This window comes from Rhodococcus sp. LB1, from assembly GCF_001583455.1.
Classification (GTDB): Bacteria; Actinomycetota; Actinomycetes; order Mycobacteriales; family Mycobacteriaceae; genus Rhodococcus_F; species Rhodococcus_F opacus.
This window is the reverse complement of the sequence record NZ_LTCZ01000047.1, coordinates 1-15330: the sequence shown is the minus strand read 5'-3', so window position 1 is coordinate 15330 and position 15330 is coordinate 1. Positions and strand designations below refer to the sequence as shown.

The window sequence follows — 15330 nt, the reverse complement described above, 5'->3', positions numbered from 1 at the left end:
CATCTACTCCAGAATCAGCTTGGCGGAAGTTTCGAGTCGATCGGCGAATTGTGCGTAGGACCCGTAGCCCATTCCCGCGCGGACCAGGCCGCCGGCGTACAGCAGCTCCAGCGCCTCGAGGACGTCGGGATCGTGGCCGTCGCCCAGTGCGGTGGCGAGACGGTCGCGGATCTCCAGCCCGATGCGGGCGCGGAGGTGCTCCACGTCGGGGTCGCGGCCGAGCAGCGCGTTGGTGACGGCGCCGGCGAGTTCGGGTTCGTCCGCCACCAGGAGAGCGATGTGACGGAGCACGGCGACCACGCGTCCAGTGCGATCGAGTCCGTCGTCCACCGGCTGCGGTGAGGCGGCGAGGCGCCGCCAGAAGACCTCGGCGACGAGGTGCTCCTTGGACGAGAAGTATGTGTAGGCCGTCGCGGGCGCGACCCCGGCGATGCCGGCCACCGAGCGGACGGTGAGTCCCGCGAATCCCTCTTCACGCAGCACTTCGACTGCCGCCTTGGTGAGGCGGTCGACGGTGTCGGCCTGCTTCTCGGTCAGACGGCGGCGGGTGGACTCGAAATTCATACTACTGGACACGTGTCTGGACGCTACTACAGTTACCAGCGGCTGGCAACGAGAATCGGACTCTCACACCGGACTGCGCGGGTGGATTCGCACGGGCATCGTCTTGATGCCGCTGATGAAATTCGACCGCAGCCGGACGACCGGGCCGGTGGGTTCCACGCGGTCGATCCGCGCGGCGAGAGTCTCGAACAGGATCTTCAGCTCGAGACGCGCCAGGTGGGCGCCGAGACAGAAGTGCACCCCGCTACCGCCGAACGCGATCTGCGGGTTGGGACTCCGGCCGATGTCGAACCGGTACGGCTCGTCGAAGACGTCCTCGTCCCGGTTGGCGCTCGGGTAGTAGATCACCACCTTGTCGCCGGCCCTGACCAACTGATCTCCGATGTAGGCGTCCCGGGTGGCGGTGCGCCGGAAGTCCATCACCGGGGTCACCCACCGCAGGATCTCCTCCACCGCGCTCGCAGCCAGTTCCGGCTCGAACTGAAGTCGTCGCCACTGATCGGGATGATCGATGAAGGCCTGCATCCCACCGGCGGTCGCGTTGCGCGTCGTTTCGTTCCCCGCCACCACGAGCAGGACGAAGAACATGTTGAATTCCATCTCGGTGAGCGTGTCGCCGTTCCCGTCCGGCTGCACGAGCTTGGTGACGATGTCGTCGCGCGGTTCGATGCGACGTTGCGCCGCAAGCTCGTTGGCGTACAGGAAGATCTCCGCCGCAGCCATCTCGCCGTCGGCCTGGGTGGTGCCGTACTCGGGGTCGTCGAAGCCGATCATCCGGTTGGACCAGTCGTACAGCTTGTCGACGTCCCCGGCAGGCGCACCCAGCAGCGCCGCGATGACCTCGAGCGGCAACGGCGCTGCCGCCTCGGGAACGAAGTCGACGTCGCGTGCGTCCAGCAGCCGATCGACGATCCGCGCACAGATGTCGCGGATGTGCCCCTCGAGCACTTTGACTGTGCGCGGGGTGAATCCGCGGCTGACGAGCTGCCGGAGCCGGGTGTGGTCGGGAGGGTCGAGGTTGACGAGCATGGCGGCCTGCTTCGCGCGGGTCTGCTCGTCGAAATCGTCGATCTGGGTGGTGCCCACCGCCGATGAGAACGTCGCGCTGTCGCGGGACACGGCGACGACGTCGGCATGCTTGGTCACCGCCCAGAACCCGGTGCCGTTCTCCTCGGGCTGCCAATAGACGGGTTCGCTCGCCCGCAGATGGTCGAAGAACGCGTAGGGGACCCCTTCCGCGTAGACGTCGGGGGATTTGAGATCAATCCGAGACGCGGTCATACACTGCTCCTCGATCGATAAACGAATGGGATGCGTCTTAAACTACATACTTTCATTTGTAATGGAAGCCCTTATGCTGGGCCCATGGCGAAAGGGCAGAACGGACCGATCCGACGGCGCACACTCACGCGAGACAAGGTCGTGGATGCCGCGATCGAGATCATCGACGAACTCGGCTGGGAGCCACTGTCGATGACGAGTCTCTCCGCCCGGCTGAACGTCGTCACCGCGTCGCTCTACAACCACGTCCGCAACCTCGACGACATCCGCGGTGCCGTCCAGGTGCGCACCATGGCGGAACTCGGTGCCCACCTGCGCGAGATCGCCATGGGCCGAAGCGGTCCGGACGGCCTTCGTGCGCTCGTCGACGCGCACCGCGTCTGGGCGACCGAGCATCCGCATCGGTATCAGACGCTGACCACCAGCCCGGTGGACCGGGACGCGTTCATCTCCGCGGCATTGGACGCGAACACGGCGCTGCGCACGATGCTGGCGTCGTGCGGACTGCCGCCCGAGGACACCCTCGACGCGGCCGTCAGCATCTTCGCCGCGATGCACGGCTTCGTGATGCTGGTGAACACCGACTTCCTCGGCGACGAGCTGGACCTGGACTCGATCTACGAATCGGTGCTGCGCGGAGCACTGTCCAGCGTCGGGTGGCCGGAGCGAGCGCACACCCCGTCCTGAAAGGCCACCCCCCTACTGGTTCCGTTCTCAGGCCCAGGCGTCAGAAGGGTTCGGCCGCCACGTCGAGATCGCCCAGATCACCACCACGTCGAGCGCGATGACGATCACCGACCACCACGGGTAGTGCGGCAGCCATAGGAAATTGGCCACGATCGAGATCGCGGCGATCACGATCGCCGACACCCGGGCCCACGCGGCGCCGGTGAACAACGCGAGGCCGGTCACCGCGACCAACGCACCCAGCACGAGATGGATCCAGCCCCAGACCGTGAAGTCGAACTTGTAGAGGTACTCCACCCCCACCACGAACTCCTCGTTCTCATAGACCGCCGCGAGCCCTTGGAAGAACTGCAGGAGTCCGACGGTGACCATGATGACCGCTGCACCCATCGCGGTCCCCGCCGCGACGCCCTGCTTGACCGACGAACCTTCGGACATGACGCCCCTTCCTCGCCGCAACCCACTGCCGGGTGCATTCATTGTCCGCCGATTCGATGTGCGTTCGCGTCGAAACCGCGGGGTTTCCCACCCACCTGGAATCCAAATGTTCCGGTCGAGAAGGCCACCGGACACAGCCGGCGAGACCGTTCGGTTGCCGCGAATCCCTCGCGCGCCCCGGCCGCTCCGCTCGGTCCACAACTGCGCACCGAAAGTAAACGAACCGAATCGAGGCGATGTTCGCCGATCCCGGCTCGGACGGCACCGACTCGGAGTCGTCGCCCACCTGAACTCGCCACGCATGCTCACCCTCGGTACCGCGACGGAGAATGGATGCGATACCGGGCGAGCGCATCACTCGAAGTCGGGGGCCCGCCCACCGCCCCACAACTGCTCGGTGAGGTCCTGGAAGCACACGAACGTGACGGGGTCATCCTTCCTGCACAACACCGACCTGCTCACCGCTGCACGCACAACGAAGCCTTCGCGATGGGCGAGTTCGATTACCTTTCCCGCAAAGTCCCGCAGCAGCGCCACCGATGCGGGGCCGCCCGACGACGACGCCGGAACGACCACGTCCGCGACCGAGCACCCGGCGAACCAGTGCTCGGGGTACCCCAGCATCCGCCCGAGTGCCGGGTTGGCATGCACAATCAACCCCTCTTCATCGACAGCAAGGGCGGGAACCGGAAGCCGCTCGAGCAACCTCAGTGCCGGAAGCTGCTCCAAATAGCCCAGCGCGGTGTTCGGGTCCGACCGCCGCCTGTCCCTACCCTGCCCTGCCGACGCCCACCTCCGTCTCCCCCAGCGGACCAACACATCGAACCGTGCAAGACCGAACGGTGAAGGCAACGTCGATCGTCGGCCAGATCGTCGAATTATCGTTGCCCGCGATCGTCCGTCACCAGCACATTCACCGGGAGGACACTGTCGAACAATCTTGGTGCAAAACAACATACATTCTCTCCGTGCGTAATGCCGATACATAGTGCTCGGCTATCCGCGGGCCTCTGCGTCAACTTCATTGGGCCGCTTTCACCCAGGCACAAGTCGATTACACGAGCCGTAATCCGCCGCCAGAGCGACGTGATTACCGAAGTCTTTGCGCTCGTCTTATTTTCGACCTTGATTCGTACGCGGCGTCGCCCGCCGCGTGCGCCGGGACGATTTCACTCGCCCGTGCGGGCCGCGGGTTCTGCCGATGTAGGCGTCGAGTTCCCGCGGCGTGATGCATTCCATAGTAGCGGCACGGAATCCGAAAGACTTATCCCTACGGGACGTAGGGCTGATCTTTCCGGGACACGTCGCCGGCCGCCTACGACGAAGTCGTGGCCCATGCGATGCCGGACAATTCACATCACCGCTCACCGTGAGCGGAACCCACCAACTTCGCCAGCTCGTCGAGCGACCACGGCGGCTCGGTCTCGTGGTCGCGGTAGGCCAGCACAGTCGGAGCCGGCCGGTCGAATCTGCCGACGAAGCACCCTGATCCGGCGAAGATCCCGCCGGTGATTCCGGCAGCGAGGTCGCTGGCCAGGAACGCGTACAGCCGGGCGACGTAGTCGGCGGGTGCCGGATGCAGCGAGCCGTAGCGTGTTGCATCGTCCAGCATCCCCCGCCTGTGCAGTTCCTCGACGCGCTGCTCGTACTCCGCTCCCACGGACAGGCGGGTCTTCGCACCGGGGCACACGACGTTGGCGCGGACGCCGGACTCGGCGAGTTCGGCCGCGATGGCGAGGGTCAGGCTGTTGACCGCCCCCTTGCCGGCGGGATATCCGGTTCCGCCGTAGTCGCCGAGGAAAGCGAACGAACTCGTGTTCACAATCGCTCCGCGCCCCCGTTCCGCCATCAGGGGCGCCGCGGCCCGGCACGTGCGGAACGTCGCCGTCAGGTGCGCATCGATGAGTTCGCGCCATTGCTCGTCGGTGACGGTGAGGATGGACGACCCGGCAGGCTCCGCGACACCGGCGCAGTTGATCAGCACGTCCACCTGGCCGAACGCACATTCCGCGGCGTCGACCAGCGCCTCCGCGACGCCGTCCGCGGCCGCCGAACCAGCCACCGCGATCGCCCGGCCACCGCCGAGCACGATCGCGTCGGCCACCTTCTCCGCCGCGGCCGGATCACGGCCGTTGACCACCACGCCGGCCCCCTCCGCCGCGAGCGCGTGCGCGACGGCCCGGCCGATCCCCCGGCTCGAGCCGGTCACGACGGCGCCTCGCCCGTCCAGCCGTCTCTCGTCGCGTGAATTCATCACACCTCCGCCGAACTCGTCATTGCGGCATCCAGTTGTTCAAACTATAGTCCAGACACATGTCCAGTTTTCGGAGATCGCTGTGACACTCACCCGATTCGGAAGCGAATACCCATGACTCTGCGCCCCACCGACAGCTCTGCTCTCCTGATCGACGGCAAACTGATTCCCGGTTCCGGCGGCACGTTCGAGGTGATCAACCCGGCCACCGAGGAGGTACTCGGGAGAGCCGCCGACGCCACCGCGTCCGACATGGACGCCGCGGTCGCCGCCGCACGGCGGGCCTTCGACGACACCACGTGGTCCCGCGACCACGCCTTCCGCGCCGGCTGCCTGCGGCAGCTGCGCGACGTGCTGCAGTCCCACATCGAGGAACTGCGCGACATCACCATCGCCGAAGTCGGCGCCCCCGCCTTCCTCACCAGCGGACCGCAACTCGAAGGCCCGGTCGCCGACCTCGGGTATTTCGCGGACCTCGCCGAAAGCTATTCCTGGGAACAGGATCTGGGCATCGCCGAGCCGATGGGCATCAAGACCCGCCGACGCGTCCTCAAGGAGGCCGTCGGCGTCGTCGGGGCCATCACGCCGTGGAACTTCCCGCACCAGATCAACTTCGCCAAGATCGGCCCCGCACTCGCGGCCGGCAACACGGTGGTCCTCAAGCCCGCGCCCGACACTCCGTGGTGCGCCGCCCTCGTCGGGCACCTGATCGCCGAGGAGACCGACCTCCCGGCCGGTGTCGTCAACATCGTCACGTCGAGCGACCACTCCCTCGGCGCTCAGCTCTCCACCGACCCCCGCGTGGACCTCGTGTCGTTCACCGGTTCGACCGCCACGGGCAAGGCCGTCATGGCGGCGGCGTCCGAGTCGCTGAAGAAGGTCTTCCTCGAACTCGGCGGCAAATCGGCGTTCATCGTGCTCGACGACGCCGACCTCGCGGGCGCGTGTGGGGTCGCCGCATTCACCGTGTCCACCCACGCGGGGCAGGGCTGCGCCATCACCACCCGGCTGCTCGTTCCCCGGGAGAAGTACGACGAGGCGGTCGAGGCCACGGCCCGGACCCTCGGCGGATTGCACGCGGGCGATCCTGCGAAACCCGGCACCATCTGCGGTCCCCTCATCTCCGCGCGGCAACGCGCCCGCGTCGAGGACTACCTGCGGATCGCGCGGGAGGAAGGCGGCACGATCGTGGTCGGTGGCGGCCGCCCGGCCGATCGGGACCGTGGATTCTTCGTCGAACCCACCCTGATCACCGGCCTCGACAACACCGCCCGGGTGGCTCGGGAAGAGATCTTCGGACCCGTGCTGGTGATCATTCCCCACGACGGCGACGAGGACGCGATCAGCATCGCCAACGACTCGCCGTACGGGCTGTCCGGGTCGGTGTGGGGCACCGATCCCGCCCGCATCGAGCGGGTCGTCGACGGAGTGCGCACCGGCACGCTCAGCGTCAACGGCGGCGTCTGGTACTCGGCCGACGCCCCGTTCGGCGGATACAAGCAGTCCGGAATCGGCCGCGAGATGGGTGTGGCCGGTTTCGAGGAATACCTGGAGACCAAGCTGGTCGCGGAACCGGCCCAATAGTACGCCGGCGAGCCGGCCCGACAACACAGGAGTCAATCGATATGGGACGTTTCGACGGTAAGACCGCCATCGTCACCGGCGCAGGGCATCGGCGAGGGCTACGCGCGCGCCCTCGCCCGCGAGGGTGCGAACGTGGTGGTGGCCGATCTCAATGCAGAGCTCGGTGAGACCGTGGCCAAGCAGATCAGCGCGGACGGCGGGACTGCGGTGTTCAAGGATGTCGACGTCGCCGACGAGGATTCGGCGAAGCAACTCGCCGAGTTCACGGTCGAGAAGTTCGGCGGCATCGACCATCTCGTGAACAACGCCGCGATCTACGGCGGCATGAAGCTCGATCTCCTCATCACCGTGCCGTGGGACTACTACAAGAAGTTCATGGCCGTGAACTTCGACGGCGCCCTCAACGTGACCCGGGCCGTGTGGCCGCACATGAACAGCGGCGGTGGCGGCTCCATCGTCAACCAGTCGTCCACGGCCGCCTGGCTGTACTCCGGCTTCTACGGCCTCGCGAAGGTCGGGATCAACGGCCTCACCCAGCAACTCGCCCACGAGGTGGGCGGCATGAACATCCGGGTCAACGCCATCGCGCCCGGGCCGATCGACACCGAAGCCACCCGCACCGTCACGCCGGGAAATATGGTGGCAGACATGGTCAAGACGTTGCCACTGAAGCGGATGGGCACCCCGGACGACCTCGTCGGCGCCTGCCTCTTCCTGCTCTCCGACGAGGCGAGCTGGATCACCGGGCAGATCTTCAACGTCGACGGCGGACAGATCTTCCGCGCATGACCACGACCGAACAGGTATCCGTCGGCTATATCGGCCTCGGAAACATGGGTGCGCCCATGGCGAAGCGGCTGCTGGACCGGCCCGGCGGGCTCATCGTGTGCGATACCCGGCCGGAGGCGCTGGAACCGTTCGGCAAGGCGGGCGCGAAGGTGACGTCGAGTCCGCGGGAGGTGGCGGAGAACGCGGACGTCATCTCGGTGACCGTGCTGAACGACGAGCAGGTGCGCGCGGTCGTCACACAGATCCTCGACACCGCGCGGCCGGGCACCGTCGTGGCGGTGCATTCCACCATCAGCGACGTCACCGCCGTCGAACTCGCCGACCGCTGCCGTGTGCACGGCGTCGACCTGATCGACGCGCCCGTCAGCGGCGGCGCACCCGGCGCGCACAAGGGAAAGTTGGCGGTGATGGTCGGGGCGAGCGACGACGCGTTCGAGAAGGTCCGGGAGCCGTTCGGGCACTGGGCCGAACTCGTCGTGCACGCCGGAGACGTGGGCGCCGGTACGCGGATGAAGCTGGCCCGCAACCTGCTGCACTTCGTCTCGTTCACGGCTGCCGCCGAGGCGCAGCGGCTCGCCGAGGCCGCCGGTCTCGACATCACCGAACTCGGAAAGGTCGTCCGTCACACCGACGCGATCACCGGTGGCGCCGGAGCGATCATGCTCCGCGACACCACCGACGCTCTCGACGAGACCGACAACTGGTACCCGATCATGACCCACGTCCGCGACCTCGGGGAGAAGGATCTCTCGCTGGCGATCGGGCTCGGCGAACGACTCGACGTCGCACTGCCGCTCGCCCGGCTCGCGCTCACGGGCCTGGGTCCTGGACTCGGCGTCGACAGCACCGTCGACAAGAAGGAGCAACCATGACCGACGACACCCGCACCCGTGGCCTGGCCATGATGGAGAAGGTCTACGGATTCGAGATGCAGGACGGGCCCGGCGCGCATTTCGCCGTCACCGCCGACCACCTGTTCGCCGACATCTGGTCGCGGCCCGGGCTGAGCATCCGCGACCGCCGGCTTCTCCTCCTCGGTGCGCTCACCGCACAGGGGCTCGTCGACGTCGCCGAGATCCAGGTGGGGGCTGCCCTGCACAACGAGGAACTGGACGAGGACCAACTCCGGGAGATCGCGCTGTTCCTGTGCCACTACGTGGGCTGGCCGTTGGGGACGAAACTCGACTCGATGATCGGCGGGGTGCTACACAAGCGGAAGAAAGCGGCCAGAGCGGCCGCCCCGGACGCAGAGGCCACATGAGCACCGAACACCTGACACCAGAGCTTCTCCGACTCGCCGACTCCACCCCCGGCTTCATGCCGGAGGACGAGGGGACGGCCCTGCACGAGGCCGCGATGCAGTACCTGACCCCCGGCGGGGTGGGCGTCGAGATCGGCACGTACTGCGGTCGTTCGACGATCTACCTCGGGGCGGCGGCGAAGGCGCGGGGCGCCCGCATCGTCACCATCGATCACCATCACGGTTCCGAGGAGCATCAGCCCGGCTGGGAGTATCACGAACCGGCGTTCGTCGACCCGCACACCGGTCTGCTCGACACGGTCGGCCGGTTCCGGCACACGATGGCCGACTCCGGGCTCGAGGAGTACGTCGTGGGTGTGCTGGGCCGGTCGTCGACGGTGGCGACGTTCTGGCGTACTCCCGTGAACTTCGTCTTCATCGACGGCGGCCACACGTCGGAGGCGGCGTCGGCGGATCTCGAGGGGTGGGCGCCGTGGGTGAACGTCGGCGGCGCCCTGGTGATCCACGACGTGTTCCCGGACCCGGCGGACGGCGGGCGACCGCCGTTCGAGATCTACGAACGGGCTTTGGGGACGGGGCAATTCAAGGAGACGTCCGTCACCGGGTCGCTGCGAGTTCTCGAGCGGGTGGGCGGTCAGACGGGCGAACCGCTGGCGTGACAGTAGTCGCCGCAGCGGTCGAGGCCGATCGGTAGTCCCACGGGCAGCGCCGCGTCCCGGAAGATTCCGTGTCCGGGCGTGGTGCGGGACAGCGCGTCGGCCGCGAGGATCATCGCCCCGCCCGTCCACGTGGTCTGTTCGACCGGCCACCGCTTGCCGTCGCTGTAGACGAGCCCCGTCCAGTACGAGCCGTCCGGATCCCGCAGGTGCTGCATGGCGGCGAACTGTGCGAGCGCGCGGCTGTGTTCTCCCATCGCGTCGAGAGCCAGCACCAGTTCACACGTTTCGGCGCCGGTCACCCACGGCCGGTGGTCCACGCAGCGGATGCCGAGTCCCTCGACCACGAAGTCGTCCCACCGCGACGCGATGCGGTCCGACGCGGTCTCACCGCGGACGGCGCCCCCGAGGATCGGGTAGTACCAGTCCATGGAGTACTCGTCCTTGATCGCGAACGCCTCCGGGTGCTGCCTGATCGCGTGGCCCAGCGTGTATTTCGCGAACTCCCATTCCGGTTGCGGGTCGTCGACCAGCCGGGCGAGGAGCAGACCGCAGTGCAGGCTGTGATGGATGCTGGAGTTCCCGGTCAGCAGCGCCTCGGGGCAGTCCTGACCGTTCTCGCCGCGGGCCCACCAGATTTCGCCGCTCGACGACTGCATGTCGACGACGAAATCGAGACCGCCCTGCACCGACGGCCACAGGGCGTCGACGAAATTCCGGTCACCGGTGATCAGGTAGTGGTGCCACACCCCCACCGCGAGGTAGGCGCAGAAGTTGCTGTCGGAATCGTGATTCTCCACGGCCCCGTCGCGGAACTTCATCGGCCACGAACCGTCTGGGCGTTGCGTCCGCCGCGACCACTCGTACGCGCCCTCCGCCTCGTCGATCAGGCCGGCGGCGGTGAGGGCCATGGCGGATTCGACGTGATCCCACGGGTCGGTGTGCCCACCGGGAAACCACGGCAGCGCCCCCGACGACTCCTGCGCTGCCGCGATCGACCGTGCTGTCTGCCTGACCTGGCTCTCCGACAACACGTTCGGTACCGACGGGACGCCGGCGGCTCTCACCGCGGCGCCTTCACCACGCTCGGTTCCCTCGGCTTCTCGAGGTAGAACACGACGCTCTTGCCGACCACAGGGTTGAGGACCTTCTCGGCGGTGCGTGTGAGCCAGGGGGCTTTCATCATGTCCCACACCAGAACTTGGTGGTAGGCCTTCGCGAGGGGGTTGTCGTTGTTCTCCACCCCGACCGCGCACTTGAGCCACCAGTACGGCGAATGCAGGGCGTGGGCGTGGTCCCGGCCCCGGACCTGCAGGCCGGCGGTCGTCAGCTTCTCCGCCAGTTCGTCGGCGCGGTAGATGCGGACGTGGCCACCCTCGACCTCGTGGTACGCGTCGGACAGCGCCCAGCAGATCTTCTCCGGCAGCCACCTTGGAACCGTCACCGCCGCAACACCACCCGGCTTGAGGATGCGGGTCAGCTCGGCGATGGCGCGGCCGTCGCGGGGCACGTGTTCGAGGACCTCGGAGATGAGGACGACGTCGAACGTCGCATCCTCGTACGGCAGGTTCAGCGCGTCGCCGACCTCCACCCGAGCCGAGGCTCCCGCGGGGACCTCACCGACCTCGGCCATCGCCACGAACATCTTCTCGACGTCCGCGAGTTCGTCGGCGTTCTGGTCGAAGGCGATGACGTCGGCGCCGCGTCGATACAGCTCGAACGAGTGCCGTCCGGCGCCCGCCCCGATGTCGATCACCTTGTCGCCGGGCTTCACACCCAGCCGGTCGAAGTCCACGGTCAGCACGGTCGGCCTCCTTCACGGGTCTGCGCTATCGCTTCGGCATACGTCTGCGCGGTTCTCGCGGCCACGGCGGCCCAGCTGTAGCGCTCGAGCACACGTCGACGGCCACCGTCGCCGAGCCGGGCCCGGCGCTGCGGATCGTCCCGGGCGTCACCAGCACACACGCCTCCTCGTCCGTTCCCACCACCTCGGGAATGGCGCCGGCGCGGCTCGCCACCAGCGGGGTGCCACACGCCATCGCCTCGACGGCGGGCAGCGAGAAGCCCTCGTACAGCGACGGGACGCATGCGACGTCGGCCGATGCCAGCAGCGACGCCAGTTCGGCGTCGTCGATACCCGACACCGTCCGGACGACGTCGCCGATGGCCAGCGCCTCGATGAGCTTCTCCGTCACTCCCCCGGGTGCGAGTTTGGTGACCAGCACCAGTTCGACGGCGCGCTCGGTGTGCACCTTCGCGACCGCCTCGAGAAGCGTCGACACCCCCTTGAGGGGCATGTCGGCGCTGGCGACGCACACGATTCGGCCCGGAACCCGGGCGGCGGCCGGGGGTCGGAAGACCTCGGTGTCCACGCCCAGTGGGATGGTCTGCAGGTTGTCGGCGGGAACGTCGAAGGCCACGCTGATGTCGTCGGCGGAGGACTGCGACACCGTCAGCAGCGCGGGGATGGCACGCGCCACCCGCTTCTGCATGCGCAGAAAGCCGTACCAGCGCCGGACCGTCACCTTGCGCCACCACTTCGCCGACGCCAGGTCCAGTTCGCGGTCGCGGGTGATCGGATGGTGGATGGTCGCGACGACCGGAAGTCCGGCCTTCTGGAGCTGCAGCAGCCCGTATCCGAGGCACTGGTTGTCGTGCACCACGTCGAACTCGTCGGCGCGCTGCTTCAGCAGTCGCGCCGCGCGGAGGCTGAACGTGAGCGGCTCCGGGAAACCGGCCGTCCACATGGTCGCGACCTCGAGCACGTCGACGGCGTCGCGGAACTCGCGTGGGTGCGGCGTTCTGAACGGATCCGGCTCGCGATACAGGTCGAGGCTGGGGACCTTCGTCAACGTCACCCGCGGGTCGACGTCCGGGTACGGCTGCCCCGAGAACACCTCGACCTGATGGCCGAGTTCGACCAGCTCACGGCTGAGATGGCGTACGTACACACCCTGCCCACCACAGTGGGGCTTGCTTCGATACGACAAGAGTGCGATGCGCACGGACTTCGGCCTCTCCTCGAGCAGTTGGCAAGCAATACTAGAACACGTTCTTACTCGAGTGTGCCCTCATCCCATCCAACCGCACTCCCTCACCCCACCGCGGTCGACTCGCGCAATCCCTCGAGTTTTCCGGACAGACGGCCCAGGTACGCGAGGACCTCTTCCTCACTGCGGTCGGGCAGCCCGTACACCACCTCGGTGACGCCGAGGTCCTTCCACCGCCGCAACTTGTCCACGTCCGGCTTGCCGTCGAGCACGACGATCCGCGGTTCGCCGTCCCGGCCGGCCTCGCGCCACATCCGTCGCAGCGTGGCGACGCGGTCGTCGATGTCCTGCTCGATCGGAGTGGTCATCCACCCGTCGGCCGATTTCACGATCCACCGGAAATTCTTGTCGTTGCCGGCGGCGCCGACGATCACCGGAGGCACCCGGGCCGGCTTGGGCCACGCCCAGCTCGGACCGAAGTTCACGAACTCGCCGGCGTAGGACGCCTCGTCCTGCGTCCACAGCGCACGCATCGCCTCGAGGTACTCGCGCAGCATCGTCCGGCGCCGTCCCGGCGGAACGTTGTGATCGGTGAGCTCGTCCAGATTCCACCCGTACCCCACGCCGAGGATGACCCGTCCGCCGCTGAGGTGGTCGAGGGAGGCGATCGTCTTGGCCAGCGTGATCGGGTCGTGCTCGACCGGTAGCGCGACCGACGTCCCGAGTTCGATTCGCTCCGTGACCGCCGACGCCGAGGCCAGCGCCACCCACGGGTCGAGGGTGCGCATGTAGCGGTCGTCGGGCAGCGACGCGTCACCCGTCTGAGGATGCGCCGCATCACGTTTCACCGGAATGTGCGTGTGCTCGGGCACGTAGAACGAGTCGAATCCGTTGGCCTCTGCACCCCTCGCGGCCGAGGCCGGCCCGATCCCGCGGTCACTCGTAAACAACGTAATGCCGAATTTCACGAATTCTCCTTGGCCGAGAGCCTTTTCCTTCTTGCACACTAACTTCTGGACACCTGTTTATCAATGTGTCCAAACACCCTTCCACGTGAGTGGCGAAGCGTGCCCCGGCACACTTCGCCACTCACGTACTCAGGCGCCGTAGACCGGGACCGGGGTTTCCGCCTTGGCGAGAAGGTCGGCGACGACGGGTCCGATCTCCTTCGGCTCCCAGCGCGCACCCTTATCCTGGGTGGGACCGTGCCGCCAGCCCTCGGCGACGGTGATCTTGCCTCCCTCCACCTCGAACACGCGCCCGGTGACGTCCTTCGACTCCGTGCTGCCCAGCCACACGACGAGCGGGGAGATGTTCTCCGGCGCCATCGCGTCGAACCCATCCTCGGGCGCGGCCATCGCCTCCGCCATCGCGCCACCCGCGCCGACCGTCATCCGGGTGCGTGCGGCCGGGGCGATCGCGTTGACGGTGACGCCGTAGTTCTTCAGTTCCGCGGCCGCCTGAATGGTCATCTCCGCGATCCCCGCCTTCGCGGCGGCGTAATTGCCCTGCCCGATCGAACCCTGCAGTCCGGCACCGGAACTGGTGTTGACGATCCGGGCGTCGACCGGGTTGCCCGCCTTCGCCTCGGCGCGCCAGTACGCGGCGGCGTGGCGCAGCGTCGCGAAATGCCCCTTCAGATGCACACGCACGACGGCGTCCCACTCCTGCTCGCTCATCCCGACGAGCATGCGGTCTCGCAGGAACCCGGCATTGTTCACCAGCACGTCGAGGCGTCCGTACGTGTCGATGGCGGTGTTGATCAGATTCTCGGCACCTGCCCAGTCCGCGACGTCGTCGCCGTTCACGACGGCCTCGCCGCCCGCGGCGACGATCTCCGCGACCACCTGTTCCGCGGGACTCTCCCCGGTGGCGGAACCGTCGATGCCGGCTCCGATGTCGTTGACCACGACCTTGGCGCCCTCGGCGGCGAACGCCAGCGCGTGGGCGCGTCCGATTCCGCGTCCGGCGCCCGTCACGATGACGACGCGACCGTCGACCACTCCACTCATGCCTTCTCCTCTGTAGATGCTGTAGCTGCCGCCAGGAAGGCGGGGCGTTCGCCGCCGCCGTGGACGGTCAGTGTCGAACCGCTGACGTAGGACGCGAGCGGGGACGCGAGAAAGAGTGCACAGTTCCCGACGTCCTCGGGGACCGCCATCCGGCCCAGCGGGACGGTCTCCCCGACCGCGGCGATCCCGGCGTCGTCGCCGTAGTGCAGGTGCGCGAGTTCCGTCTGCACGAGACCTACGACGACCGCGTTGACCCGGACCTTCGGCGCCCACTCGACCGCGAGGCTGGTGGTGAGGCTGTCGACCCCGGCCTTCGCCGCGCCGTACGCCGCGGTGCCGGGCGACGGTCGCGAGCCGCTGACGCTGGAGATGTTCACGATCGCACCGCCCGAGTCCTGCTTCTGCATCACCGCATTCGCGACCTGCGACACCAGCAGCGGGGCGAGCAGATTCAGCTCGACGATCTTGGAGTGGAACTTCGGACTCGCATCCGCGGCGAGCGCGAACGGTGCGCCGCCGGCATTGTTGACCAGGACATCGAGCCGGCCGTGCCGCTCGACGATCCGGTGGACGAGACCCTGCACCTGCTCCGGATCCCGGATGTCGCACGGCAGGAATTCGACGGCCCGGCCGTCCACCTCCACCGGCGCCTCCCCCGGCCGGCGGGCGCAGGCCACCACCGTCGCGCCCGCCCGCAGGAAGGTGCGGCTGATGCCCGCGCCCACCCCGCGAACACCACCGGTCACCAGCACGACACTTCCGGTCATGTTAGAACCTGTTTCCATCGTGCTACCCTACCAAGCAATTGCTTGGT

Annotated in this window: 15 protein-coding genes and 2 pseudogenes; 6 read left to right on the top strand and 11 right to left on the bottom strand. The window is 67.6% G+C overall.

Going from position 1 to position 15330, the window contains the following annotated elements; translation table 11 throughout:
- Positions 1-3 precede the first annotated feature (3 nt).
- Positions 4-564, bottom strand: a complete 561-nt coding sequence (locus AZG88_RS09045) for a TetR/AcrR family transcriptional regulator (RefSeq protein ID WP_061697502.1) — start codon at positions 562-564, stop codon at positions 4-6.
- Between the two features lie 63 nt (positions 565-627).
- Entirely contained in the window at positions 628-1845 is a 1218-nt protein-coding gene (locus AZG88_RS09040; RefSeq protein ID WP_061697501.1) for a cytochrome P450, read from the bottom strand.
- An 84-nt stretch (positions 1846-1929) separates the two neighbouring features.
- Between AZG88_RS09040 and AZG88_RS09035 the strand changes: the two genes are divergently transcribed.
- Positions 1930-2532: a TetR/AcrR family transcriptional regulator gene (locus AZG88_RS09035; RefSeq protein ID WP_061697500.1), complete on the top strand. Its 603-nt coding sequence runs from the start codon at positions 1930-1932 to the stop codon at positions 2530-2532.
- Positions 2533-2559: 27 nt separating this feature from the next.
- Here the strand turns inward: AZG88_RS09035 and AZG88_RS09030 are convergent, their stop codons facing one another.
- The 3 genes from AZG88_RS09030 to AZG88_RS09020 form a co-directional block, all read right to left on the bottom strand.
- Positions 2560-2970 carry a DUF7144 family membrane protein gene (locus AZG88_RS09030; RefSeq protein WP_025431822.1) on the bottom strand — a complete coding sequence of 137 codons (411 nt, stop codon included), beginning with the start codon at positions 2968-2970 and terminating at the stop codon, positions 2560-2562.
- A gap of 354 nt (positions 2971-3324) precedes the next feature.
- Positions 3325-3789 carry a PAS domain-containing protein gene (locus AZG88_RS54950; protein ID WP_404818760.1) on the bottom strand — a complete coding sequence of 155 codons (465 nt, stop codon included), beginning with the start codon at positions 3787-3789 and terminating at the stop codon, positions 3325-3327.
- Positions 3790-4327: 538 nt separating this feature from the next.
- A complete protein-coding gene (locus tag AZG88_RS09020; protein WP_061042276.1) occupies positions 4328-5224 on the bottom strand; it encodes an SDR family NAD(P)-dependent oxidoreductase in 897 nt (298 codons plus the stop codon).
- A gap of 114 nt (positions 5225-5338) precedes the next feature.
- Here AZG88_RS09020 and AZG88_RS09015 point away from each other — a divergent pair, with 114 nt between their 5' ends.
- The 5 genes and pseudogenes from AZG88_RS09015 (at position 5339) to AZG88_RS08995 (ending at position 9517) form a co-directional block, all read left to right on the top strand.
- Positions 5339-6808 carry an aldehyde dehydrogenase gene (locus AZG88_RS09015; RefSeq protein ID WP_005244585.1) on the top strand — a complete coding sequence of 490 codons (1470 nt, stop codon included), beginning with the start codon at positions 5339-5341 and terminating at the stop codon, positions 6806-6808.
- A 41-nt stretch (positions 6809-6849) separates the two neighbouring features.
- Positions 6850-7597, top strand: a pseudogene (locus AZG88_RS09010) (SDR family oxidoreductase).
- Positions 7594-8469 carry an NAD(P)-dependent oxidoreductase gene (locus AZG88_RS09005; protein WP_061697499.1) on the top strand — a complete coding sequence of 292 codons (876 nt, stop codon included), beginning with the start codon at positions 7594-7596 and terminating at the stop codon, positions 8467-8469. Before AZG88_RS09010 ends, AZG88_RS09005 begins: the two are co-directional and overlap by 4 nt.
- Positions 8466-8858 (top strand): carboxymuconolactone decarboxylase family protein, encoded by a 393-nt coding sequence (locus AZG88_RS09000; protein ID WP_005244588.1) that lies wholly within the window; start codon positions 8466-8468, stop codon positions 8856-8858. Before AZG88_RS09005 ends, AZG88_RS09000 begins: the two co-directional genes overlap by 4 nt.
- On the top strand, positions 8855-9517 hold the full coding sequence (locus tag AZG88_RS08995) for a class I SAM-dependent methyltransferase (RefSeq protein WP_005244589.1): 663 nt from the start codon (positions 8855-8857) through the stop codon (positions 9515-9517). Before AZG88_RS09000 ends, AZG88_RS08995 begins: the two co-directional genes overlap by 4 nt.
- Here AZG88_RS08995 and AZG88_RS08990 read toward each other — a convergent pair.
- The 6 genes and pseudogenes from AZG88_RS08990 to AZG88_RS08965 all read right to left on the bottom strand — a co-directional run bounded on the left by AZG88_RS08990 (position 9493) and on the right by AZG88_RS08965 (position 15283).
- Positions 9493-10581 (bottom strand): prenyltransferase, encoded by a 1089-nt coding sequence (locus tag AZG88_RS08990; RefSeq protein ID WP_061042281.1) that lies wholly within the window; start codon positions 10579-10581, stop codon positions 9493-9495. The genes AZG88_RS08995 and AZG88_RS08990 overlap by 25 nt on opposite strands.
- Positions 10578-11318, bottom strand: a complete 741-nt coding sequence (locus AZG88_RS08985) for a class I SAM-dependent methyltransferase (RefSeq protein ID WP_061697498.1) — start codon at positions 11316-11318, stop codon at positions 10578-10580. Before AZG88_RS08985 ends, AZG88_RS08990 begins: the two co-directional genes overlap by 4 nt.
- Positions 11312-12519: pseudogene (locus AZG88_RS08980) on the bottom strand (glycosyltransferase family 4 protein). Before AZG88_RS08980 ends, AZG88_RS08985 begins: the two are co-directional and overlap by 7 nt.
- Positions 12520-12608: 89 nt before the next feature.
- The gene (locus AZG88_RS08975; RefSeq protein WP_061697497.1) at positions 12609-13472 is read right to left on the bottom strand and encodes an LLM class F420-dependent oxidoreductase; all 864 of its coding nucleotides are present in this window, start codon (positions 13470-13472) and stop codon (positions 12609-12611) included.
- A gap of 129 nt (positions 13473-13601) precedes the next feature.
- Positions 13602-14516, bottom strand: coding sequence for an SDR family oxidoreductase (locus AZG88_RS08970; protein WP_061697496.1), 915 nt, complete (start codon positions 14514-14516; stop codon positions 13602-13604).
- Entirely contained in the window at positions 14513-15283 is a 771-nt protein-coding gene (locus AZG88_RS08965; RefSeq protein ID WP_442971708.1) for an SDR family oxidoreductase, read from the bottom strand. Before AZG88_RS08965 ends, AZG88_RS08970 begins: the two co-directional genes overlap by 4 nt.
- Positions 15284-15330 lie beyond the last annotated feature (47 nt).